Origin of the sequence: Plantibacter elymi (nom. nud.) (assembly GCF_900177795.1) — a bacterium.
In the GTDB taxonomy this organism is placed as follows: domain Bacteria; phylum Actinomycetota; class Actinomycetes; order Actinomycetales; family Microbacteriaceae; genus Plantibacter; species Plantibacter elymi.
Genome location: NZ_FXWJ01000001.1, coordinates 407,346 through 430,325 on the forward strand (window position 1 = coordinate 407,346; position 22,980 = coordinate 430,325).

General features: G+C 69.6%; 17 protein-coding genes. 7 read left to right on the forward strand and 10 right to left on the reverse strand.

From position 1 onward, the window contains the following. Nucleotides 1-30: 30 nt before the first annotated feature. Nucleotides 31-2,931, reverse strand: coding sequence for a VTT domain-containing protein (locus CCK91_RS01955; protein ID WP_086472627.1), 2,901 nt, complete (start codon nt 2,929-2,931; stop codon nt 31-33). Between the two features lie 150 nt (nt 2,932-3,081). On the opposite strand from CCK91_RS01955, the gene CCK91_RS01960 reads away from it, so the two are divergent. Further along, complete coding sequence (locus tag CCK91_RS01960; protein WP_086472628.1) at nt 3,082-5,061, forward strand: M13 family metallopeptidase; 1,980 nt, start codon at nt 3,082-3,084, stop codon at nt 5,059-5,061. Between the two features lie 401 nt (nt 5,062-5,462). After that, nucleotides 5,463-6,902: an argininosuccinate synthase gene (argG, locus tag CCK91_RS01965; protein WP_079704472.1), complete on the forward strand. Its 1,440-nt coding sequence runs from the start codon at nt 5,463-5,465 to the stop codon at nt 6,900-6,902. A 494-nt stretch (nt 6,903-7,396) separates the two neighbouring features. Here the strand turns inward: argG and CCK91_RS01970 are convergent, their stop codons facing one another. Both CCK91_RS01970 and CCK91_RS01975 read right to left on the reverse strand, forming a co-directional pair. Next, the gene (locus CCK91_RS01970; RefSeq protein WP_086472629.1) at nt 7,397-8,041 is read right to left on the reverse strand and encodes an SAM-dependent methyltransferase; all 645 of its coding nucleotides are present in this window, start codon (nt 8,039-8,041) and stop codon (nt 7,397-7,399) included. A gap of 260 nt (nt 8,042-8,301) precedes the next feature. Beyond that, nucleotides 8,302-9,846: a leucyl aminopeptidase gene (locus tag CCK91_RS01975; RefSeq protein ID WP_086472630.1), complete on the reverse strand. Its 1,545-nt coding sequence runs from the start codon at nt 9,844-9,846 to the stop codon at nt 8,302-8,304. An 87-nt stretch (nt 9,847-9,933) separates the two neighbouring features. On the opposite strand from CCK91_RS01975, the gene CCK91_RS01980 reads away from it, so the two are divergent. The 3 genes from CCK91_RS01980 to CCK91_RS01990 are packed head-to-tail and all read left to right on the forward strand — an operon-like array spanning nt 9,934 to nt 12,250. Beyond that, nucleotides 9,934-10,710, forward strand: a complete 777-nt coding sequence (locus CCK91_RS01980) for a hypothetical protein (protein ID WP_133059910.1) — start codon at nt 9,934-9,936, stop codon at nt 10,708-10,710. A 15-nt stretch (nt 10,711-10,725) separates the two neighbouring features. Then, nucleotides 10,726-11,487 carry a type IV toxin-antitoxin system AbiEi family antitoxin domain-containing protein gene (locus CCK91_RS01985; RefSeq protein WP_119863534.1) on the forward strand — a complete coding sequence of 254 codons (762 nt, stop codon included), beginning with the start codon at nt 10,726-10,728 and terminating at the stop codon, nt 11,485-11,487. Continuing rightward, the gene (locus CCK91_RS01990) at nt 11,477-12,250 is read left to right on the forward strand and encodes a nucleotidyl transferase AbiEii/AbiGii toxin family protein (RefSeq protein ID WP_086472633.1); all 774 of its coding nucleotides are present in this window, start codon (nt 11,477-11,479) and stop codon (nt 12,248-12,250) included. The genes CCK91_RS01985 and CCK91_RS01990 overlap by 11 nt, the downstream gene beginning before the upstream one ends. Before the next feature lie 79 nt (nt 12,251-12,329). On the opposite strand, the gene CCK91_RS01995 is transcribed toward CCK91_RS01990, so the two are convergent. The 6 genes from CCK91_RS01995 to CCK91_RS02020 form a co-directional block, all read right to left on the reverse strand. Beyond that, nucleotides 12,330-13,469 carry a Gfo/Idh/MocA family protein gene (locus CCK91_RS01995; protein ID WP_086472634.1) on the reverse strand — a complete coding sequence of 380 codons (1,140 nt, stop codon included), beginning with the start codon at nt 13,467-13,469 and terminating at the stop codon, nt 12,330-12,332. Next, nucleotides 13,466-14,245 (reverse strand): ThuA domain-containing protein, encoded by a 780-nt coding sequence (locus tag CCK91_RS02000; protein WP_064295429.1) that lies wholly within the window; start codon nt 14,243-14,245, stop codon nt 13,466-13,468. Before CCK91_RS02000 ends, CCK91_RS01995 begins: the two co-directional genes overlap by 4 nt. 59 nt (nt 14,246-14,304) lie before the next feature. Further along, complete coding sequence (locus tag CCK91_RS02005) at nt 14,305-15,186, reverse strand: carbohydrate ABC transporter permease (RefSeq protein WP_086472635.1); 882 nt, start codon at nt 15,184-15,186, stop codon at nt 14,305-14,307. 14 nt (nt 15,187-15,200) lie between these two features. Beyond that, complete coding sequence (locus CCK91_RS02010; protein ID WP_086472636.1) at nt 15,201-16,199, reverse strand: carbohydrate ABC transporter permease; 999 nt, start codon at nt 16,197-16,199, stop codon at nt 15,201-15,203. Nucleotides 16,200-16,204: 5 nt separating this feature from the next. Beyond that, on the reverse strand, nt 16,205-17,464 hold the full coding sequence (locus CCK91_RS02015; protein ID WP_082916064.1) for a sugar ABC transporter substrate-binding protein: 1,260 nt from the start codon (nt 17,462-17,464) through the stop codon (nt 16,205-16,207). 70 nt (nt 17,465-17,534) lie between these two features. Beyond that, nucleotides 17,535-18,764: a Gfo/Idh/MocA family protein gene (locus CCK91_RS02020; RefSeq protein WP_086472637.1), complete on the reverse strand. Its 1,230-nt coding sequence runs from the start codon at nt 18,762-18,764 to the stop codon at nt 17,535-17,537. A gap of 183 nt (nt 18,765-18,947) precedes the next feature. Between CCK91_RS02020 and CCK91_RS02025 the strand changes: the two genes are divergently transcribed. Beyond that, nucleotides 18,948-19,958, forward strand: a complete 1,011-nt coding sequence (locus CCK91_RS02025; RefSeq protein WP_242664205.1) for a LacI family DNA-binding transcriptional regulator — start codon at nt 18,948-18,950, stop codon at nt 19,956-19,958. 49 nt (nt 19,959-20,007) lie between these two features. Here CCK91_RS02025 and CCK91_RS02030 read toward each other — a convergent pair whose 3' ends face one another. Continuing rightward, complete coding sequence (locus CCK91_RS02030) at nt 20,008-21,312, reverse strand: alpha/beta hydrolase (protein WP_086472639.1); 1,305 nt, start codon at nt 21,310-21,312, stop codon at nt 20,008-20,010. Nucleotides 21,313-21,496: 184 nt separating this feature from the next. Here CCK91_RS02030 and CCK91_RS02035 point away from each other — a divergent pair, with 184 nt between their 5' ends. After that, nucleotides 21,497-22,888 carry a glycine--tRNA ligase gene (locus CCK91_RS02035; RefSeq protein ID WP_086472640.1) on the forward strand — a complete coding sequence of 464 codons (1,392 nt, stop codon included), beginning with the start codon at nt 21,497-21,499 and terminating at the stop codon, nt 22,886-22,888. Nucleotides 22,889-22,980: the final 92 nt, after the last annotated feature.

Consider the following 22,980-nt stretch of genomic DNA (forward strand, 5'->3'; position numbering starts at 1 on the left):
TCGCCGTCCGAGGCGGGACGAGCCGAAGGCCTACCGCACGAGTAGTGATCCGCTCAGGCCGGGGAGGTCGCGCAGGCGGATGCCTGTGAGGAGGCCGGACGCGGCGGCGTAGGCGACCCGCGGTTGGTCGGCGTCCTCGCGGCAGGCGAGGAACAGCGGCACGGCGGTGGCACCCAGGCGCTCGGCGACGTCGGCGATCTCGGCGAAGCCGACGAGGGGGTCGACCCGGTGGGCGATGCCGGCCATCGTGCGCACGGCGACGCCGTCGGGCTCGGTGCCGTCCTGTGCCAGTCCGGAAGCAGCGAACGAGACCAGGGACGCGCCCTCGGACGCGAATCGTCGGCATGCGTCGGTCAGAGCCAGCTCGACGGCTCGGCTGGCGTGTTCACGTGACGCTGCACCCGCACCCGTCGTCGTTCCGGCGTCGTCCTTCGGCAGTGCGCGCCGGACCGCATCGAGCACCCATCCGTGCACGGTGCCGCCGGCCCCCGGGATCGGCAACCAGGACACCGCCGCGAGCACGGCGCCCGCGGCGTCCGTCACGACGGAGACCCGGACCGCGGCGGTCGGCTGCCGGTCGTCGTCATCGGGGGCGTCGATGCTCGAACCCACGGTGAGACCGAGCTCGGGCACGTGCCGGTCGGACACCCACACCGACGACAGCGCGCGGATCTGGCTGCGGAGCTCCCACGGCAGTTCGCGAGCGGCCAGGAGGATCGAGGCCGTCGGATCCGCGCGGGTGGCTCCCGTCGCATCGTCCGGACCAGCGGGTCCTGATGCATCCGCCCCGCGGAGGTCGAGCACGAGGTCTCGACCGAGCGGCGACACCCGCCACCCCTCGGGCACGATGCGCGCGTCGCGGGTGGCGAAGACCGCCGGTGTGAGCCCCTCCTGCTCGGCCGCCGTCGCGAACGACGACACCGCTGCTGCTGCACCGCCGGGGTCGCCGATCGGCTCGCCGAGGGCCAGCGCGACGCCGGCGTGCTGCTGGTAGGCGACCGCGTGTCCACCGTCGGCCGTGACGAACACCCGGTTCTCCGGTCGGAGCGCCGAGGCAGCCAACGGTCCGCCGCCGTGTTCGTGCAGCAGCTGCGCCGCCCTGGCGCGTGCTCGCCGCGCACCCGGACCGATCGCCCCGGGCAGGCGTCGCCTGGTCTGGTTCGCCGCGACCCGGAACGCGTGGCGCGACAGCACGAGGACCACCGCCTGTCCCACCCACAGGACGCTCGCGGAGATCCAGATGGTCGACGCCACGAGCGGCACTTGGGCCAGCCAGGCGAGGGCGATGAGGGCGAGCGTGACCAGCAGGTTGCCGACGGTGAGCACCATCGCCGCCCACCAGGCCCAGCGATGACCACGGCGGAGCCAGTTCGCGATCACCAGGATCGCGATGGTGTCGACCCCGACGTCGAGGATTGAGCCCTGCGTCAGGGTGGTCGAACCGAGCGGCCCGTCGAGCGACACGAGGGTGACGAGCAGCTGCACCGCACCGATCACGAGCAGTCCGGAGACGGCGAACAGCCGCCAGTCGCGCATGGTGGGTCGCGGGGTCGACCGGTGCTCGCCGAGGAGGAGGCGGGCCACGATCACGAAGACGACGGTCGTGATGAAGTGCTCGAGGTCGTCGATCTTCCCGACGTAGAGGAGCGCGATCGACACCCACGACAGGAGCAGCAGCCGCCAGCGCAGCCGGTAGGGGGAACGCATGAACGCGGTCGCGGTCGCGACGCAGGCGAGGATGCCGCAGCTCGGACCGACGTCGAGCGTCGTCACGAGGGACTGCGCCCACGGCCAGTCGAGCCGAGCCAGCGCCGAGGCCGCACTGAGGGCTCCGAGGACGCCGACGAGATTGCCGGTCACGAAGATCGCCGACGCCCGCAGCGTGCCGAATCGGACCTCGACCCATCCGCCGAACACGGCCGCGCCGACGATCGCGATGAGATAGGCGAGCGGGTCGGCGGTGATGAACATGCCCGTCAGGACCGTCCACCAGCGCCCGGCTTCGAGGCTCGGCACCCCGTAGGCGAATGCCGGATACCAGGCGGCCTGGTCGATCGGGCGCCACAGGCCGCCGGTCACGACGCCGAGTGCGACGAAGACGGTGACGAAGGCGGTGGTCGCAGGGGTGCTCCGCAGGGCCCAGCGCAGCGGCGTCAGGACGACGGAGATCGCGGCGCGCAGATCGGTGCGGACGGGGGCCGAGCTGGCGGCCCGGGTGGTCGGCGTGTCCATTCGGGCGTCGGCGTCGGTCGTGGCCGGGACCGACCCGGATGGCGACAGCAGTTCGTCGAGCTCAGCCTCGGTCATCGACACGGGCGCGCGATCGGCGGCCGGCTGGGCAGCCCGACGACGGATCCGGAACACGACGACCACCGCGATCACGACGGCCGCGGCACCGGCCAACGCGAGCGCCGCCCAGGAGAAGCGGTGCAGGAACTCGGTCGCGGCACTCCCCAGCACGGTGACGACCGTCACCACGAGCGAGGCCCAGGCGATGCCACCCGCCGCGTTGGCGACGAGGAAGTGCGGGTACGTCATGCGGAACATGCCCGCGAGCGGTCCGGAGAAGATGCGGAGGACGGCGATGAACCGTCCGACGAACACCGCCCACGGCCCCCACCGCCGCATGAGGTGCACCGCGGCGCCCAGCCGCTTCGGCCCCACGTGCTTCGGGAACCTGCGGTTCAGCACCGACAGGAGCCGCCGACCGTACCGCTTGCCGATCCAGTACCCGATCGAGTCGCCGAGGATCGCACCACCGGCGGCCGCGGCGGCGACGAACACCGGGTTCAGGCCGCTCGACGCGGCGAGGAGAGTCGCACCGATGAGCACCGTCTCACCCGGCAACGGCACACCGAGGCTTTCGACCGCGACGACCAGGAACACGACGAGGAGGAGGACGCCGGGCGGGAAGTCGGCCAACCAGTCCACGCGGGCTCCTTCCGGCCGGGTGGGTCAACGGTAGTCCCTCGTTCCCCGAAGTGCTCGCGACGCTCCTCCACAGGACTCGGTCCAGAGCTGCACGCCCGCTCTGAGAGAACACCCGAGCCGTGGTCAGGTGCCGTCGCTAGGCTGATCCGCATGACTGACGCGCAGCTCGCCTCCGGCATCGACCGCTCCGAACTCGACCCGGCCGTGCGGCCGCAGGACGACCTCTTCCGCCACGTGAACGGCAAGTGGATGGACCGCACCGAGATCCCCGACGACAAGGCCCGCTGGGGATCGTTCCACCAGCTGGCGGAAGACGCCGAGAACGCCGTCCGCGACATCATCGAGGAGTCGCAGACGAACCCCGACGGCGAGGAGGGCGTGAAGATCGGCGCCCTGTACGCGAGCTTCATGGACGTCGACCGGGCCAACGCCCTCGGAGCGACGCCGCTCGCCGACCAGCTCGCCCGCGTCGCAGCGGTCGACTCCATCGAGGCCTTCCTCCGCCTGTCCGGCGAGTTCGAGGCGGAGGGCGTCGGCGGCTTCCTGCAGCTCTTCGTCGACAACGACCCGGGCAACCCCGAGCGCTACCTCGTCTTCGCCGAACAGGGCGGCATCACGCTGCCCGACGAGTCCTACTTCCGAGAAGACACCTTCGCCGAGATCCGCGACGCCTACCGGGCACACCTCCAGACGATGTTCGAGCTCGCCGGCATCGACGATGCAGCCGCACGCGCCGACCGCGTGTTCGCCCTCGAGACGGCCATCGCGTCCAAGCACTGGGACAACGTCGCCACCCGCGACAGCGAGAAGACGTACAACCTGTACTCGTGGGACGAAGCTGCGGCGCTCGCCGCGGGCGCCGACCTCGACGGCCCGAACCTCGCCGTGTGGCGCGATGCGATCGGCGCGGCCGACGCGGTGTTCGCCGAGATCGTCGTGCGCGAGCCGAGCTTCCTCGAGGGCCTCGGGGAGCTCCTCGTCGACGAGCAGCTCGAGTCCTGGAAGGACTGGCTGGCCTGGAAGGTCGTCCACGGTGCCGCACCGTACCTCTCCGAGGAGTTCGGTCGCGCCAACTTCGACTTCTACGGCAAGACACTCACCGGTACGCCGCAGCAGCGCGAGCGCTGGAAGCGCGGCGTCTCGCTCGTCGAGGGCATGCTCGGCGAAGCCGTCGGCCGCATCTACGTCGACCGGCACTTCGGCGCGACGTCGAAGGACGAGATGGACGTCCTCGTCGGCTTCCTCGTCGAGGCGTACCGCGACAGCATCGAGAACCTCGAGTGGATGAGCCCCGAGACCCGCACGCGCGCGCTGGAGAAGCTCGACAAGTTCACGCCGAAGATCGGTTTCCCCGTGAAGTGGCGCGACTACTCGGCGCTGGAACTCGACGCCGACGACCTCCTCGGCAACGTCCGTCGCGCCAGCCGCTTCGAGATGGACCGGGAGCTCGGCAAGATCGGCAAGCCGCTCGACCGCGACGAATGGTTCATGACGCCGCAGACGATCAACGCCTACTACAACCCCGGCTTCAACGAGATCGTGTTCCCCGCCGCCATCCTCCAGTACCCCTTCTTCGACGCCGGCCGCGACGCCGCCGCGAACTACGGGGCGATCGGTGCGGTCATCGGCCACGAGATCGGGCACGGTTTCGACGACCAGGGGTCGAAGTTCGACGGCGACGGCCGACTCACCGACTGGTGGACCGAGGCCGACCGCGCGGCGTTCGAGGAGCGCACCGCATCGCTCATCGAGCAGTACAACGCGCTGGCTCCCGCCCAGGTGCCCGACCACCACGTGAACGGCGCCCTGACGATCGGTGAGAACATCGGCGACCTCGGCGGGCTCGGTATCGCCTGGAAGGCGTACCTGCTGTCGCTCGAGGGCGCGGAGCCGCCGGTCATCGACGGCCTCACCGGCGCGGAGCGGTTCTTCCTCTCCTGGGCGCAGGCCTGGCAGCAGAAGGGACGCGACGCGGAGGTCATCCGACTGCTGTCGATCGACCCGCACTCGCCGAACGAGTTCCGTTGCAACCAGATCGTCCGGAACATCGACGCCTTCTACGAGGCGTTCGGCGTGACCGAGTCCGACGCCGCATGGCTCGCCCCCGAGGAGCGCGTCACCATCTGGTAGCCGACCTGCCGGTCCCTGCCCCTCGCACCACCCGGTCCCTGCCCCTCGCACCACCCGGTCCCTGAGCTTGTCGAAGGGCAGGGCTTGTCGAAGGGCAGGAACCGCTTGTCGATGGGTCGGCTCCGCCTGTCGCCCCCTACCGATGACCCCAGTAGTGGGACATGCGGGAGACCGACAGACGCTGCGAGAATCACTCTGGAGTCGACGAATCGTCATCCCGATGCACTCGTGAAGCTCACGGCGCGAGACCCGAACAGCGCCTGAGCGGACCTGGTCCGATCCGTCCGGTTCACAGCAGCGTCGCCGTCGATATCGCCACAGCCCCAGCCGTCCCCCGGCCTGGGCGAGGCGGTAGCGGCGGCGACGTGCTCGACTCCCCGCGAACCCGTAGAATCGCAGGCGTGTCTAAAGTCTTGAGCAGCCTCCCCGTCGGCGAGCGCGTCGGCATCGCCTTCTCCGGAGGTCTCGACACCTCCGTCGCCGTCGCCTGGATGCGCGAGAAGGGTGCCATCCCGTGCACCTACACCGCCGACATCGGCCAGGCGGACGAGCCCAACATCGGCGCCGTCCCCGACCGCGCCAAGGAGTACGGCGCCGAGATCGCACGCCTCGTCGACGCGAAGTCGGCGCTCGTCGAGGAGGGCCTCGTCGCCCTTCAGTGCGGTGCGTTCCACATCCGCAACGCCGGCAAGACGTACTTCAACACGACGCCGCTCGGTCGCGCCGTGACGGGCACCATGCTCGTCCGCGCGATGAAGGAGGACGGCGTCGACATCTGGGGCGACGGCTCCACGTACAAGGGCAACGACATCGAGCGGTTCTACCGCTACGGCCTGCTCGCCAACCCGCGCCTGCGCATCTACAAGCCGTGGCTCGACGTCGACTTCGTGAACGAGCTCGGTGGCCGCAAGGAGATGAGCGAGTGGCTCGTCGCCCGCGACTTCCCGTACCGCGACTCCACTGAGAAGGCGTACAGCACCGACGCCAACATCTGGGGCGCCACCCACGAGGCGAAGCGCCTCGAGGAGCTGAGCTCCGGCATGGAACTCGTCGAGCCGATCATGGGCGTGCCGTTCTGGCGTGAAGACGTCGCGATCGCCTCCGAGGTCGTCACCGTCACCTTCGAGGCCGGTCGCCCGGTCGCGCTCAACGGCGTCGAGTACGCCGACGCGGTCGCGCTGGTCCTCGAGGCCAACGCCATCGGTGGTCGTCACGGCCTCGGCATGAGCGACCAGATCGAGAACCGCATCATCGAGGCGAAGAGCCGCGGCATCTACGAGGCCCCCGGCATGGCGCTCCTCCACATCGCGTACGAGCGTCTGCTCAACGCGATCCACAACGAGGACACGGTCGCCAACTACCACAACGAGGGTCGCCGACTCGGCCGCCTCATGTACGAGGGCCGCTGGCTCGACCCGCAGTCGCTCATGCTGCGCGAGTCCATCCAGCGCTGGGTCGGCTCCGCCGTCTCCGGCGAGGTCTCGATCCGTCTGCGCCGCGGCGACGACTACACGATCCTCGACACCTCGGGCCCGGGCCTCAGCTACCACCCCGACAAGCTCTCGATGGAGCGTGTCGGCGACGCAGCGTTCGGCCCCGACGACCGCATCGGTCAGCTCACCATGCGCAACCTCGACATCGCGGACTCGCGCTCGCGGCTCGAGCAGTACGCAGCGGCCGGCATCGTCGGCGGCGCGACCGCGGACCTCGTCGGCAAGCTCGAGCAGGGTGAGGCGCAGGAGATCCTCGGCGGCGAACTCCTCGACCCGACCGCAGACGCCCTCGAGCGCGCGACCGACCTCGCTTCCGAGGGCGCCGCGTTCGACTCCGGCACCGACTAGTCGCACCACGTAACGCAGAACGCCCGCCGCACTCCAGGAGTGCGGCGGGCGTTTCGCGTCGGCGCTGCCTGCCCCAACTCAGGAAGGACGCGGCGTGTCGACCTGCAACTCCGCCGACACACCGGCCGACTCCTGAGTTAGGGCAGGAAGGCGGTGCGGTGTCCACAGCGCAGGACAACTGCGTTGTGTCCTGACCGTTCTCAGGAGTCCTGCGGCGTGTCGACCTGCAACTCCGCCGACACACCGGCCGACTCCTGAGCTAGGGACGGCAGGGGTTCACAACTCAGGACCGGTGCGGCGCGTCCCGCCGGACCCGCCGGGTGGCCGATGTGACCCGCCGGGGCCGTCCTGAGTTGTGAACCGGCCAGGGCTACGCGGGGACGGGTGACTCCGCGTGTCGACCGGGTGTTGTTGTGTCCCTAACTCAGGACGGCTGCGGCGTGTCGCGTGCGACACGCCGGGCGGACGGCGCGACACGCCGGGACACTCCTGAGTTAGGGACGGCGACGGAGGACGAGGACGCTGTCGTCGAGCTCGGCGGGCTCGCCGTCGGGCCCGATCGCGGCGCGCGCGACGAGGCCTGCGGTGACGACCTCCCACTCGGTCGCCTCCAGCTTCAGCGAGGCCTGGACCTCGTCGGGGGTCGGGAAGTGGGCGTGAGCGATGTGCTCGGTTGCCCAGGGTGGCGGGCCGGCGTGGCCGACGATGAGGAGGGCGCCACCGGGGGCGACCGCCGATGCGGCACGGCGCAGCACCGCCTCGCGCGGGAACTCGACGGGGGAGTGCAGGAAGGTCGCGGTCACGAGATCGAACGACGTCGACGGCTCCCACTCGACGAGGTCGGCCTGCACCCAGGTGATGCGATCGGCGACCCCTGCCTCGCTCGCTGTGGAGGCTCCGAGGGCGAGTGCGCTCGGGGAGATGTCGACGGCGGTCACGGACCAGCCCTGCCGGGCGAGCCACACGGCGTCGGCGCCCTCCCCGCTGCCGAGCTCGAGCGCGGTGCCCGGTGGCAACCCGCGCACCTCACGCTCGAGGGCGGCGTTCGGATTGCCGCTCCACACCTGGCCGCGGCTGCTGTAGCGGTGCTCCCAGAAGGCGGCGGGATCGGTGATGGCGGGCTCGTGCTCGGAGGTCATGACATCAGCCTGCCGTGACACCGGCTGCGAACGCCCGTTTCTTGCCGGAACGGCAACGGAGGTTGTCACCGGGTGGCCTTCGACCCTTCGACAGGCTCAGGGACCGGGTTGCGGCTCAGGGTCCGGGTTGCGGCTCAGGGAGCGGGTTGCGGATGGGCTGATCCGGTCACTGAGCCTGTCGAAGTGCTCGCGGGGAACGACGGTCCGGTCGCCGCCCTTCGACAGGCTCAGGGGACCGGGCATCGACGCCGCGTCCTGCGTCAGGCGCGGAAGTTGAGCGCCAGGTCGATGAGGAGGCGCGTGCCGTACCCGGTCGCACCCTTCGACCGCCAGGACTCGTCCGACTCCACGAGCATGGTGCCGGCGATGTCGAGGTGCGCCCACGGGACGTCGCCGACGAACTCCGCGAGGAACAGCGCGGCGAGCGTCGAACCGGCGAACCGGCCGCCGATGTTGGCGAGGTCGGCGACGTCCGAGTCGAGCTGCTTGCGGTAGCTGCGTTCGAGCGGCAACTGCCACAGCTGCTCGTCGGTGGCCTTCGACGACGCGAGCGTCTGGTCGACGATGCCCTGGTCGGTCCCGTGCACCGCCGCCGTCTTCGTACCGAGCGCCATGATCGCGGCACCGGTCAGGGTCGCGATGTCGACGATCGCGTCGGGCTCCTCCTCGACGGCGAGGCTCAGGCCGTCGGCGAGGACGAGGCGACCCTCGGCGTCGGTGTTCTTGATCTCCACGGTGGTGCCGTTGCGGAACGTCAGCACATCGCCGAGCATCGTGGCCGAGCCCGAGGGCATGTTGTCCGTGCACATGAGGAACGCCGTGACGCTGCTCGTGCAGTGCAACTCCTCCAGCGCCGTCATGGCGGACAGGATCGCTCCGGCGCCCGCCATGTCCATCTTCATCGCCGCGTGGGACGGGTCGGACGGCTTGAGCGAGATGCCGCCCGAGTCGTACATGATGCCCTTGCCGACGAGCGCGAGGTGTCCTGCGGCCTCGATCGGCGAGCCGTCGTCGTCCTTCGGCGTGTACCGCAGCTTGATCATGCGCGGTTCCTCGACGCTGCCGGCGTTGACGCCGAGCAGGCCGCCGAGACCGAGCTCGATGAGCGCGTCCTTGTCGAAGACCTCGACGTCGAGCCCGTTGGCGGCACCGAGCGTCTCGGCCACCTCGGCGAGGTCGGTCGCCGTGAGGTGTCCGGGAGGCGTGTTCGCGAGGTCGCGGGCGAGGTTCGCCGCGCGGGCGAGGACCTCGCCACGGTGTGCGCCGGTCGCGGTCTCCGGGAGGTCTTCAGCACCGGCGACGAGGTGGAGCGCGACGAGCGGGGTGCGCTTCGTCTCCCGCTTCAACTCGGTGTAGCGGTACCGGGCGAGGAGCGCGCCCTCGACGACGAGCTGGCCGGCGGAGGCCGGGTCGACGTCGAACGACCGCGCCACGTCGAGGCCGATGCTCGCGAACGAGGATGCCGCACGGGCGAAGGCTGCAGCGATGTCGCGGAGGGCTGCCGGGGTGCGCTTCTCAGGAGCACCGACGCCGACCGCGATGTACGTCGGGGCGTCCTGGCTGGGGATGACGAGCGTCTGGCCGACCTCACCGGTGAACCCGGCGCGGGTCAAGGCCGCACGGTCGAGTCCGAGCGCGGCGGGGATGTCGTCGCCGGCGCCGTCGGCTGCGGGGGCGACGGCCAAGCCGATCGCCTCGACGCCCTCGGGGAGTTCGATCGCGACGCTCAGCTCGACCGCCTCGGCGTCGAGTGAGGGGGTGCGGGAGAAGGTCGGCGGGATCAGCTTGGTGGGGCGGGATGGCATGCAGCGTCCTTCGTCTCGGAGTCGGGCTGGATCCATCGTATGGGCCTCGCCTGGCTGCTGACGCGAGGGGTCTGGCAGGATGCCGGGATGGGTGCATGGGGAACGGCGATCTTCTCGAACGACACAGCGTCGGACATCCGCACCGAGTACCGCGAGTACGTGCAGGACCGGGTGCCGGACGACGAGGCGACGCGGCGGACCATCGGGTCCTTCGCCCACCTCGTGGAGCGCGCGGACGGCGAGCTGTGGATCCCGCTCGCGGCCGCGCAGAGCGAGGTCGGCCGACTCGATCCCGACGTGCGGACGCGTGCGCTCGCGGCGATCGATCGCGGTGCCGACCTCGAGCTGTGGGCCGAAGCAGGCACGGGGGAGGTCGCCAGGCGGACCGCGGCCCTCGATCGCCTCCGCGAGAAGCTCCTCGGCCCGCAGCCCGCACCGAAGCGCCTCCGTCGATCGTGGCGCCATGTGGAGGACGACCTGACGCCAGGCGACGTCCTCGCGTTCACGGCGCCGAACGGACAGACCGCCCTGTTCCGGGTCGCCGGCATCCATCGGTCCCGATACGGCGACTCACCCGAGCTCGACGTGCTCGACTGGGTGGGCGAGCAGATCCCCGGGCCGGAGACCCTGGCGACGCTGCGAGCGAAGCGCGAGCCGGCGTCATTCAGCCTGCCGGAGCGGCCGGTCGTCTGGCGGCCGGATCGGTTCCGCAAGACGGACCCGGTGTGGCACGAGGTCGGCTTCGTCCGTGTCGCACGCCTCGAGGGGTGGCCGAACCGGCCGGGCCAGACGCCGGGCCACTCCAGCCTCTGGCGGGTGCTCAACCTGGTCGTGACCCGCGGCCTCCTCGACGGGACCTGGTGAGGTGAGGCGGATCGCGTGCACCTCGCCACCGCGTGTGTGGGAAGCACGCCGTTTGTGCCATGCGCGACCATTCCGTTCAGTGCACCATCTATACCCATTTTGGGTATACTCAGTGCAGTGAAGACGCATCGAGATGAAGTGGCCGGCGCAGCAGCTCTCGCGCGACGTCCTCTGAGGGTGGCGCGTCCGGCGGATCTCGCTGACGTCTATCGCAATCCCTCGAAGGAGCTGTCGCGGCTTGAGCAGTCCGGCAAGGTGGTTCGGCTTGCGCACGGGTTCTACATCGCGGTGCCCGACGACCGCATCGGCACGGACTGGAGGCCCACGCTCGAGAGTGCCGGTCTGGCGATCGCCACGGCCATGCAGGGCGATCGAGTACCGGTCCTCATGGGCCTCGGCGCTGCTCGCTTTCATCGAGCCATCCCTCGCGCGGTCGCGGTGACCACGATCGCGATGCCGTCGAAGCGAAATCCCGTCCGGTTGTCCGCTGGTGGCGAGGTCGTGTTCGTCGCGCGCGACGTGGACCGATTGGAGGCTCGCCTCGAACGGTTGGATCTCGGGAGCGGGCTCGTCACGACGGTGGAGCAGACCGCGTTCGACCTCCTCATGCGGCCTGGGCTTGGAGGCATGCCCGCAGAAGCTGCAGAGGCGGTGACCAACCTCGCCCCTCGAGTCGATGCGGGTGAACTCCAACGGATCGCCTCACGCCACGGGCGGATGAACGATGCCGTGCGAGCGCTCATCTCGAGGCGGGAGGAGGCCGAGGATGGCAGCTGAACGGACTCCGACCCCCGGCGTCCTCAGTGCAGCCGAGCGCAGGCGAATCGAGGACCAGTTCGGCGTCGAGACCGCGCAGGTGGTCCGAGACCATCTGATCTCCCATGTGCTGGCAGCGCTTTCGGAGACCGTCGCCGACGAAGTGATCTTCTTCGGGGGCACGGCTCTCGCACGGACCCATCTCCCGTTCCTCCGGCTGAGTGAAGACATCGACCTCATCGCCGTCGGGTCGCGGGCGCAGGTCGGCCGCCGAATCGAACAAGCGGTCCGAGGCTCACTGCAGCGGACCTTCGGTGAGGTGCAGTTCCTTCCAGGATTCGGCGCGACTCGCGGTTCCGAACCGGTCGTCCTCAGCGTCGATGCCAGCAGCATCCAGGTGCAGCTCCTCGACCAGGTCGGCTACCCGAAGTGGCCGACGGAACGCCTCGAACTGGTGCAGCGGTACAGTGACGCGCCGCCCGCGTGGCTCACGGTGCCGACCCGTTCGGCGTTCGTGGCCGCGAAGGTCTCCGCCTGGGCCGATCGCAGGGCGCCGCGTGACCTGTACGACCTGTGGGCGCTCCAAGCGCACGGCGCGTTCGACGTCGAGGCGGCACGCCTGTTCGCAACCATCGGGCCGGGTGGGCGACCCAACGCACGGACCTTTGACGCGGCACCGGACGGCGTCGAGTGGCAGCGCGCGCTGGCTCACCAGGGCCGTATCGACGTGGACCCGGAAACTGCGCTCACGACCGTCCGAGACGCTTGGTCGCGTCTGAGCTGACCGTACGGCAGCCTCGACCGGCATGTGAGGTGAGGCGGATCGTCGCTCGCGGGGTGCGCGGGCGGCGATCCGCCTCACCTCAACGGGAGGCGACGAGCGCGGCCCGGACGTCGTCGCGCGGCTCGGCCTCGATCGCCTGCGCGTGCGCCTGGGCGAGTACGTCCGCGATGAGCACGCGCTCGCCGGACTCGGCTGACCGCACGGCGGCCTCCACCATCGCGAGGCTCAGTACGTTGGCGTGCACCTCACCCGACGGGACACGCCCCGTGCGCAGGGCGTCCACGAACTCGACGAGCGAGCCGGCGATCTCCTCCGGCACGTCCGGCTCGAGGTCGGCGGTCTCGACCTTCGACGGAGACCCGCCCTGCGGTGCGAGCTGCCGCTGCGGAGCGGAGTCGCCGTCCCAGATGGCCGTGCCGTGCTCGCCGTTCACCCGCCAGCTGCCGTTCCACGAGGTCTCCACGCCGTCCGCACACCAGCTGCCGCTGTAGGTGTACCGGACTCCCCCGGCGAACTCGAAGATCGCGGTCGCGGCGGCGTCGGCGGAGAACCAGCTCCAACCGGGGTTGTACTCCTCGCAGTACACGGCGATCGGGTCGCTGCCGAGGACGTAGCGGGCGGCGTCGAAGGCATGGATCGCCATGTCGACGAGCAGCACGTGCGGCATCTCCTCGCGGAAACCGCCGAAGTGCGGTGCCTTGAAGAACTCCGTGGTCGCGGACCCGAGCCGACCGAGCGTCGCGACCTGCTCCCGGAAGGCGGCGATCGACGCGTAGTAGCGACGCGACTGGCTCGTCATGAGCAGTTGCCCGCTGGCTTCGGCCGTCGCCGCCAGTGAGAGGGCCTGCGCCACCGTCGGTGCGATCGGCTTCTCGCAGAGCACCGGCAACCCGGCGAAGAGCGCCTCGGTGTTGACCGGGTGGTGCGCGGCGGGCACGGTGACGTTGACGACCGCGTCCGCCCCCGTCGCCTCGGCGACGACCGACACGCTGGTGCCGACGACGACACCCTCGGGGCCCACCCGGAGCCCGGCCTCGGTCACCGCCGACTCGGCGAGGGCCGTGTCGAGGTCGACGACGCCGACGAGTTCCGTGTCCGGATTCGCGAGGATCGTCCGCAACCACGCCCGTCCCATCCCGCCGGCACCGACGAGCACGAGCCGGACCGGCCTGGTGGCGTCCGCGAGCGTCGCGAAGCCACCGTCGACAGGAGCGCTCATCGCGCGAGCGCCCCTTCGTACCCGCGGCCGTTGTAGAAGTCCTCGGTCTCGTACCGCAGGAGGACCGGCACCGCGCGTTCCGGACGCAGGGTCTGCGCCCACCGGACGCCGTTCGCGAGGACGCGACGGACGTGCTCGTGGTGGTAGACCGGGTAGTCCTGGTCGCCGGGGGAGAAGAAGAAGATCTTGCCGAAGCCGCGCTTGTAGGTCATGCCGGAACGGAAGACCTCGCCACCGGTGAAGGTCGACAGGAAGACGAGCTCGTCGGGCGCGGGGACGTCGAAGAACTCGCCGTACATCTCCTGCGCCGGGATGATGAACGGGTGCGGGATGCCCTGGGCGATCGGGTGCGTGGGGTCGACGGTCCAGACGATCTCGCGGTCCTCCTCCGACCGCCAGCGGAGCGTGCACGAGGTGCCCATGAGCTTGCCGAAGATCTTCGACCAGTGGCCGGAGTGCAGCACGAGCAGACCCATACCGGCGAGCACATGCTGATGCACGCGCTCGACGACCTCGTCGGCGACCTCGCCGTGAGCCGCGTGGCCCCACCAGACGAGCACGTCGGTCGCGGCGAGCACCTCCTCGGTGAGCCCGTGCTCCGGTTCGTCGAGCGTGGTCGTGGTGACCACGGCGTCGGCGCCGAGGTGCTCCTCGATGCCCTCCTTGATGGTCGTGTGCATGCCGTCCGGGTAGATGGCGCGGACCTTCTCCTCGATCTGCTCGTGGCGGTTCTCGCCCCAGACGAGGACGCGGATGGGGGTGCTGCTGTCGGACATGGTGGTGCTCCTTCGAGGATGCGTTGCGTGGTCGGAGAGGATGTCGGAGTGGTCGTCGGTCACTTCACGGCGCCGCCTGTCGCGCCCGCGGCGATGAACCGCTGGGCGATGACGAGCAGCAGGATCGCGGGTAGGGACGAGAGGACGGCGGTCGCCATCACCGCGCTCCAGTTCGAGACCTGCGAGCCGAGGTACTGGTAGATGCCGAGCGTCACGGGCCGGACGTCCTCCGTCGTCGTCAACGTCAGGGCGAACAGGAAGTCGCTCCAGGAGAAGAGGAAGGCGAACAGGCCGGCGGTGATGAGCACGTTGCGGCTCACCGGGAGGACGATCGAGACGAAGGCCCGCACGTGCCCCGCGCCGTCGACCCGTGCCGCCTCCACGATCGAGGGCGGGATGGTCTGCATCGACGCCCGCAGGATGAGGATCGCGAACGGGATGGCGTGCGAGGCGTCGGCGAGGATCAGCCCGGGGATCGAGTTGAGCAGGCCGAGGTCGTTGTACGCCGAGTAGAGCGCGTTCGCGATCACGATGCCCGGGATCATCTGGGCGATCAGGATCACGAGGAGCGCGATGCTGATCCAGCGGAACCGGAACTGTGCGAGGGCGTAGGCCGCCGGGGCCGCGATCGCGAGCGACAGGACGACGGTACCGAGCGAGATGACGAGGCTCGTGACGAGGTGCCCGCCCTGGTCGGCGATCGCCTTCTCATACCCCGCGAAGCTCGGGTTGATCGGGAAGAAGTCGCCCGTGAGTGTGTTACCCGACGGCTGCAGCGACGCGTTCACCATCCAATAGACGGGGAAGAGCATGATCGCGAGGATGATGACGCCGACGACGGTGTAGCCGAGGTGGCGTCGGTCGCCGCGGTGGCGACGGGGGCCGACCGGGGCGAAGCGGCGCGTCTGCCGGCCGCCGGTCACGATGCTGGTCGTGGTCATGAGGGTCCGTGTCCTTACTCGTCGACCGCGCGTCGGTTCACGCGCAGGTAGACGATGGCGAAGAGGAGCGAGATGACGATGAGGATGTTGCTGAAGGCCGCACCGACACCGAACTCGAAGTTCACGAACGACTCCTGGTACGACCGCACCGCGAGGGTCTGGGTGGCGTTCGCCGGCCCGCCGTTCGTGAGGCCGAGGATGATGTCGAGCACCTTGATCGTGTAGACGACGCCGAGCACGAGCACGACGCTGACCACGGGCCTGAGGTTCGGCCAGGTGATGTGGCGGAACGCCTTCCAGCCGGTCGCGCCGTCGAGCGCTCCCGCCTCGTAGAGCTCGTCGGGGATGTCCTGGAGGCCGCCGTAGAGGATCGTGACGTTGAACGGGATGCCGATCCAGATGTTGACGAGGACGACCGCGAACAGGGCCACCGACGGGCTCGTCAGCCAGGGGACGCCCGACAGGCCGATGGATCCGAGGGCGGCGTTCAGGACGCCACTGTCCTGGTCGAGGATCGACCGCCAGGTGGCGCTCGACACGATCAGGGGGAGGAGCCAGGGGAGCAGCAGCATCGCGCGGAGGAACGAGCTCAGGGGGAAGCGTCGCTTGAAGAAGACGGCGAGCGCGAGCCCGATCACGAACTGCCCGGCGATCGACCCGACCGTGAACAGTGCCGTGTTGAGGAGTGCCGGTGTGAACAGCTGGGAACTGAACACGGTCACGTAGTTCGCGAACCCGACCCACGGCGCCTCGCCCGTGAAGAACGTCTTCGTCGTGTACTCCTGGAAGCTCATCGTGACGTTCTTGACGACCGGATAGCCGAAGAAGAGGACGATGTAGAGCGCTGCTGGGAGGACGAAGCCGAGCTTGATCAGGTCTTCCCGGCGGAAGCGTCGGGACCGGCGGCCGGCCCCGACGGGGGTGCGCTTGGTCGGCGCGCCCCCGTCGGTGCCGCTGGACCGCTGGTCGGTCTTCCGGTCCTGGAGCGATGCTCCGGCGATGCCACTGCTCATCGGGATCAGCCCGCGGCCGCCTGCTTGAACGCCTCTTCAGGCGTCGCCTGCCCGGTCAGGGCGAGCTGGATGGCGGTGTAGATCTCGGTCGCGGCCTCGGGCCACTCCTCGCCGAGCTCGCCGGTGCGCGAGCGGGCGTTGGCGACCTGCTCCGTGAACGCGGCCATCTCGGGGACCTTCGCGACGTACTGCTCGGCCAGGGCCGTCTTCGTCGGGACGGTGAAGCGGGCCTCCGCGAGGGCGAGCTGGTTCTCGTCACTCGAGATGCACTCGACGAACTTCGCCGCCTTCGCCTGCTTGTCCTTGTCGCCGGTCACGGGCACGGTCCAGACCTCACCACCGAGCGGGGCGACGGGTGTCTGGCCGGCCTTGTTGACCGGAACCTGGACGCTGCCGTACTTGAGATTGGTGTCGGCGCTGAGGGCCGGGATCTGCCACGGGCCGTTGATCATCATCGCGGCCTTACCGGCCATGAACTGGTCGTTCACGTCGGCCTGAGACCAGTTGATGACGCTCTTCGACGCCGACCCCGAGTTCACGAGGTCGACCTGCAGCTGGAGGGCCTCCGCGACGGCGGGCGTCGTGAGGTCGGCCTCGTCGCCGCCGTTGGTCCACATGAACGGCAGGAACTGCCAGCTGCCCTCGTAGGTGGCGATGGAGCTGAAGGCGAGGCCGTAGGTGTCGCCCTCGGTCAGGGCCGCCGCTGCGGTCTTGAGTTCGTCCCACGTGGTCGGCGGGGTGATGCCCTTCGCGGCGAGGAGGTCCTCGTTGTAGAAGAGGCCGAGGGTGTTGACCGTCGGCGCCAGGCCGTAGACCTCGCCCTCGTAGCTCGCCGCGTCGAGGATGCCCTTCGCGAAGCCCGAGGTGTCGACGCCGTAGTCGCTGAGTGGCGAGAGGCCGCCGGTCGCGGCGATCTCCTGGACATCCGGGTTGTCGAGCATGAGGACGTCGGGCAGCGTCTTGGACGACGACTGCTGGAGCACCTTCTGGATGAGGTCCTTGCCGGGGACGGTCTCGCGCTTGATCTTCACGCCGACGTCGTCCGCGCAACGGTCGAGGGCGTCGCCCACGAGGGTCTTGTCGGGTTCGTTGTTGTAGTAGTCGAGGATCGTGAGGGTGCCGGCGTCGCCTCCGGCCGCCGCGCCACCGCCACCACTGCACGCGGTGAGGGCGAACGGGGTGATCGCGAGGATCGCGAGCGATCCGAGCACGTGCGGCCGACGGATGATGCGTGGCCGGGTGTCGCGGGTGGTCGTGGATCTCATGTCATGGCTCCTTTGCCTGGTGAGTGGTGTTCGTGATGCGGTGGTGATCGTGGTGCGGTGGGTGGTTCGGTCAGTGGTCGAGTGGGATCCAGGCGGCGCCTGCGTCGGCGCTCGCCGAGACCGCGGTGAGCACGCGCTGCACCAGGAGGCCGTCGGCGAAGCCCGGTTCGGGCGCCCGGCCGGCGGCGAGGTCACGGGCGAGGTCGGCGACCTCGTGGACGAAGGTGTGCTCGTAGCCGAGGCCGTGGCCGGCCGGCCACCAGGCGTCCGCATACGGGTGACCGGGTTCGGTGACGAGGATGCGCCGGAAGCCCGCCTCCTCGGCCGGGAGGGTGTGGTCGTGGAACTGCAGCTCGTTCATGCGCTCGAAGTCGAAGACGAGCGATCCGTCGGATCCGTCGACCTCGAGCCGCATCGCGTTCTTGCGACCGGTGGCGAAGCGGGTGGCCTCGAAGGTCGCCAGGGCGCCGCCGTCGGTGCGGGCGATGAACACGACCGCGTCGTCGACGGTCACCCGGCCGGTGAGGGGTTCCGCCGCCTCGCCATCCTCAGGATCGCCGCCCGCGGTGGCGCTGAGGCCGCTCGACGAGGTGGGGAGCGGCCGCTCGGTGACGAAGGTCGAGGTCAGGGCGCTCACACCGGTCAGTTCCTGCCCGGTGACGAACCGCGCGAGATCGATGATGTGGGCGCCGAGGTCGCCGAGCGCACCGGAGCCGGCCTGATCGGCGTCGAGTCGCCAGACGAGCGGGAAGGTGGGATCCGCGATCCAGTCCTGCAGGTACTGGGCCCGGATGTGACGGATCGTCCCGAGGCGACCGTCGGTGACGAGCCGTCGTGCGTAGGCGAGCGCGGGGGTGCGCCGGTAGCTGAAGCCGACCATCGCGTGCACGCCGCGCGCCGCAGCCCGTTCGGCCGCGGCGTTCATCCGCTCGGCCTCCTCGAGCGTGTTCGCGAGCGGCTTCTCGCACAGGACGTGGATACCGGCGTCGAGCGCGGCGATCGCGATCTCGGCGTGGAGGTGGCCCGGGGTGCAGATGTCGATCACGTCGATGTCGCCGCGGGTGAGGAGCGCTCGCCAGTCGGTCTCGACGTCAGCGATCCCGAACCGGTCTGCGAACGCGCGGGCGGCGTCGGCATCGCGACCGCTGACGGCGACGAGGTCGACCCCGCGGCCGAGGTCGAAGAAGCGGGGAGCGGTGGTCCAGGCCTGCGCGTGGATGGTGCCCATGAAGCTGTACCCGACGATCGCGACGCGCAGTGGCTCCTCGGACCGGTGGCCGTCGGTGGTCGGTACAGGCATCAGCACGGCTCCTTCGCCGGTCGAGGTCGGATCGCGCCGACCGGAAAGTTAACCGGTTTACTGCGCGCTTCGGGAACCAGCATGCACCGCGTCGCCGGAGCCGTCAAGAAGCACTTTAACCGGTTTACCGAATCGTGATCCGTGAGAGACTGACCGGACAGCACCGCACCTGAACGGGGATCCATGGCAACGATGCGTGACGTCGCGCGACTCGCAGGGGTCTCGGTCGCCACGGTGTCGTTCGTCGTCAACGATTCGAAGCCCGTGTCTCCGGCCACCCGACTGCGGGTGGAGTCGGCGATGGTCGAGCTGGACTTCCGCCGGAACGCGGTCGCCCGCGCGCTCGCGAGCCGTCGGACCCGCATCATCGCACTGCTGTTCCCGGTGTTGCAGCATCGACTGTCCGACAACGCGGCCCGCTTCTTCACCGGTGCTGCGGAGGCTGCGGCCGAGCTCGGGTACACCGTCGTCCTCTGGCCGGAGCCGAGCGACCCAGACGCGCTTCGCGAGTTCACCTCCGATGGCCTCATCGACGGCGTCATCCTCATGGAGGTGCGGCTCGACGACCATCGGGTCGACCGTCTGCTCGCGGCAGGGACGCCACTGACGCTCATCGGTCGGACGCGCGATCCCTCCGGTCTCGACTACGTCGACGTCGACTTCGAGGGGATGGTCGAGTTGTCCATCGACCGCTTGCAGGCCCTCGGTCATCGGGAGTTCGCCCTGCTCGAGGAGGTCGAGCGTGCCGATCTCGACGGTTACGGCCCGGTGGTCCGCGTCCAGGAGACCTTCCACGCCGTGTGCGCGGCCCGTGGACTCCGCGCTCGGACGCTCCAGTGCACTCCCGATCCGGCCGGTGGTCGCGAGATCGCGGCGACCCTCCAGGAGGAGGCGCCCGAGGTCACCGCCGTCCTCGTGCTCAACGATCGGGCGGCCCTCGGTTTCGTGAGCGAGCTCGGCAGGCGCGGCGTCTCGGTCCCCGACGACCTGTCCGTCGTCCTCGTCGCCTCCACCCGAGAGGTGTCGGAAGCGGCCGACCCGGCGCTCGCCGTCACGTTGCTGCCCGCCGCCCAACTCGGCAGGATGGGCGTCGAGACCCTCATCGGCCGTCTCGACGGCACCCTCGGTGAACTGCGTCACGAACTCGTCATGGGCGCCTTCCTCGAGGGCGCGTCCCTCGCGCCGCCGCGCTGACCGTTCATCGAGCGATCGCCGGAGCGATCGCCGGAGCGACCGTGGGGCGTCACGGGCGTTGGAGGCCGATCCGCGGGTAGAGCGCACGGAGCGTCTGGTCCAGCCCGCCCGTGAGCGAGCTGACCCCGTGATCGCCGCCCGGTATCGCGAAGGTCTGGACCTTCCAGCCGGCTGATGTCGCGGTGGCTGCGGCGCGCCGCATCATGTCGGTGTAGACCGCGTCCGCCGTCCCAGCGGAGAAGAACGCCTCCGTGTCGGCGTAGTTCGTCTTCGCCATGATGGTCGCCGGTTTGATCGCGTCGTACGCGTTCTGGTCGCCGTCGAACATCGCGCGCAGGCTGTCAGCAGGGACGCTGGCGCCGGGATACTCCTCACCCGAGACACTGATGACGTTGCCGAAGGTCTGCGGGTACTTGGCTCCGTAGTAGATCGCACAGCTGCCGCCGGCCGAGTACCCGGCGACCGTCCAATCCTTCGGCGACTGGAGGATGTGCAGGTTCGCCTTCGCCCACGGGAGGACGTCCTGCGTGACGTACGTCTCCACCTTCCCGTACCGCCCGTCGATGCACAGCGGATCCACGGAAGGGTCGCCGAGCTGATCCACGACGAGCGCGATGGGGGCGAGCCCCTGGTGGTCGGCGGCGATCGCGTCGAGCGCCTCGCCGATCCACTTCGCGTCGGGGTCACCCGGTTGTCCCATCATCATGAGCACGAAGGGGAGGGGCGGGGGATCCTTCACGAGCGCGGCGGGTGGGTAGTAGACCTGCGCCGGGCGGGCGTTGAACCCGGAGTTCGTGTTCGGGATCCGGTCGCCTGCGGGGAGTGGGCCGAATCGTCCCGTCTTCGGCAGATCGGCCGGCGGCTTCCACGTCTCGTACAGCGGGCGGGCCGGAGCGCCGGTGGGCGTGCTCGTCGGCGTCACGAGGGTGATCGGCTTGCGGTTCTGGACGTGGAACATCGAACCGAGGGTGGTCTGGACGCCGTACGCGCCGTTGACGCCCAGCGCCGCGGTCGCGCCGAAGACGATGATGCACGCGACAGCGATGACGCGCCGCTTCCACGAGACACGCCAGTAGATCGTCAGGATCGCGAGCGCGCTCCCGGCGAAGGCGCCGATCAACCAGGGCTCCGCCGAGCGGATCAGGGGCCCGCCGAACAGGTTGAGCGCGTCGAAGACCAGCCACACCGTCCCCAGAGCGAGGAGCGCACCGGCCAGGAGGGCGATGGCGGCGCTCAGGTACCACAGCAGCCCGGACCGACGGATGACGAGGTACAGCAGGCCGGCGATGCTGAGCCCGTCGAGCACCCAGACGAGTGGACCGTCGATGACGTCGAGGTTCCACAGCCAGTCCATCGATGCTCCATCCTGCGTACCGCGATGGTTGTCAGGCTAGGCGGCCGCCCTGAGTGGGACAAGGGCCGTTGGGCGTCCTCACGGGCTCGCCCATAGGATTGAGGGGTTCCGGGAGCGGGCGCCAGCCAGGCGTCAGCACCGGAAGGTACCGCCGCGTGGCAAGCGGCACGGAGGATCCACACCCATGGCAGAGCAGTCCCATCTCGAGTCCGTCATCACCCTGGCCCAGCACCGCGGCTTCGTCTTCCCGTCGGGAGACATCTACGGCGGCACGCGGTCTGCGTGGGATTACGGGCCCCTGGGTGTCGAGCTCAAGGAGAACATCAAGCGCCAGTGGTGGAACGCGTTCGTCCGCGGCCGCGGCGACATGGTCGGTCTCGACTCCGCCGTCATCCTGCCCACCCCGGTCTGGGAGGCGTCCGGTCACGTCAAGGTCTTCAGCGACCCGCTGACCGAATCGCTCATCACCCACAAGCGGTACCGGGCCGACCACCTCTTCGAGGCGTACGAGGCCGAGCACGGCCACCCACCGGAGAACGGCCTCGCCGACATCCCCGACCCCGAGCACCCCTCGAAGATCGGCCAGTGGACCGAGATCCGTCAGATGTCCGGCCTCCTGAAGACCTTCCTCGGCGTCGTTGACGACGAGTCTGGTCTCCACTACCTGCGTCCAGAGACCGCTCAGGGCATCTTCACGAACTTCGCGAACGTGCTGCAGACGGCCCGCAAGAAGCCGCCGTTCGGCATCGGCCAGATCGGCAAGGCGTTCCGCAACGAGATCACGCCCGGTAACTTCATCTTCCGCACCCGCGAGTTCGAGCAGATGGAGATCGAGTTCTTCGTCGAGCCCGGCACGGACGACGAGTGGCAGCAGACCTGGATGGACCTCTGCTGGGCCTGGTTCATCGACCTCGGCATGACGCCCGACAACATCCGTTGGTTCGAGCACCCGCAGGAGAAGCTGGCGCACTACTCCAAGCGCACCGTCGACATCGAGTACAAGTTCGGCTTCGCCGGCAGCGAGTGGGGCGAGCTCATGGGCGTCGCGAACCGCACCGACTACGACCTCAAGGTGCACACCGAGCAGTCCGGCAAGGACCTCAGCTACTTCGACCAGGCCAAGAACGAGCGATTCGTGCCGTACGTCATCGAGCCGTCGTTCGGTCTGACCCGTGCGCTCATGGCCTTCCTCGTCGACGCGTACGAGGAGCAGGAGCTGCCGCCGAACGCCAAGGGCAAGATCGAGACGCGCACCGTGCTGCACCTCGACCCACGTCTCGCGCCCGTCAAGGTCGCCGTGCTGCCGCTGTCCCGCAACGAGGCGCTGTCACCGCTCGCCCGCCGGATCGCCGACGAGCTGCGCGGTTCGTGGAACATCGACTTCGACGACGCTAGTGCGATCGGCCGCCGCTACCGTCGTCAGGACGAGATCGGCACCCCGTACTGCGTGACCGTCGACTTCGACTCGCTCGAGGACAACGCCGTGACGGTCCGCGACCGCGACAGCATGCAGCAGGAGCGCGTCGCCATCGACGAGTTGTACGCCTACCTCGCCACCCGCCTCAAGGGCGCGTAGGCCTCCGCCGCTTCACACGAACGCCCGCTCGCCCATGTTTGGGCGAGCGGGCGTTTCTTCGCCCAAAAACGGGCGAACGGACGCGGAGCGCT

Excerpts from the sequence above, each read along its gene's own strand:
- CCK91_RS02010 (WP_086472636.1), bottom strand. The coding sequence starts at position 16,199 with ATGAGCAGTGGCATCGCCGGAGCATCGCTCCAGGACCGGAAGACCGAC.
- CCK91_RS02035 (WP_086472640.1), top strand. The coding sequence starts at position 21,497 with ATGGCAGAGCAGTCCCATCTCGAGTCCGTCATCACCCTGGCCCAGCAC.
- CCK91_RS01995 (WP_086472634.1), bottom strand. The coding sequence starts at position 13,469 with ATGAGCGCTCCTGTCGACGGTGGCTTCGCGACGCTCGCGGACGCCACC.
- CCK91_RS01975 (WP_086472630.1), bottom strand. The coding sequence starts at position 9,846 with ATGCCATCCCGCCCCACCAAGCTGATCCCGCCGACCTTCTCCCGCACC.
- CCK91_RS01970 (WP_086472629.1), bottom strand. The coding sequence starts at position 8,041 with ATGACCTCCGAGCACGAGCCCGCCATCACCGATCCCGCCGCCTTCTGG.
- CCK91_RS02000 (WP_064295429.1), bottom strand. The coding sequence starts at position 14,245 with ATGTCCGACAGCAGCACCCCCATCCGCGTCCTCGTCTGGGGCGAGAAC.
- CCK91_RS02020 (WP_086472637.1), bottom strand. The coding sequence starts at position 18,764 with ATGCCTGTACCGACCACCGACGGCCACCGGTCCGAGGAGCCACTGCGC.
- CCK91_RS01990 (WP_086472633.1), top strand. The coding sequence starts at position 11,477 with ATGGCAGCTGAACGGACTCCGACCCCCGGCGTCCTCAGTGCAGCCGAG.
- CCK91_RS02030 (WP_086472639.1), bottom strand. The coding sequence starts at position 21,312 with ATGGACTGGCTGTGGAACCTCGACGTCATCGACGGTCCACTCGTCTGG.
- CCK91_RS01980 (WP_133059910.1), top strand. The coding sequence starts at position 9,934 with ATGGGTGCATGGGGAACGGCGATCTTCTCGAACGACACAGCGTCGGAC.
- CCK91_RS02015 (WP_082916064.1), bottom strand. The coding sequence starts at position 17,464 with ATGAGATCCACGACCACCCGCGACACCCGGCCACGCATCATCCGTCGG.
- CCK91_RS02005 (WP_086472635.1), bottom strand. The coding sequence starts at position 15,186 with ATGACCACGACCAGCATCGTGACCGGCGGCCGGCAGACGCGCCGCTTC.
- CCK91_RS01960 (WP_086472628.1), top strand. The coding sequence starts at position 3,082 with ATGACTGACGCGCAGCTCGCCTCCGGCATCGACCGCTCCGAACTCGAC.
- CCK91_RS02025 (WP_242664205.1), top strand. The coding sequence starts at position 18,948 with ATGGCAACGATGCGTGACGTCGCGCGACTCGCAGGGGTCTCGGTCGCC.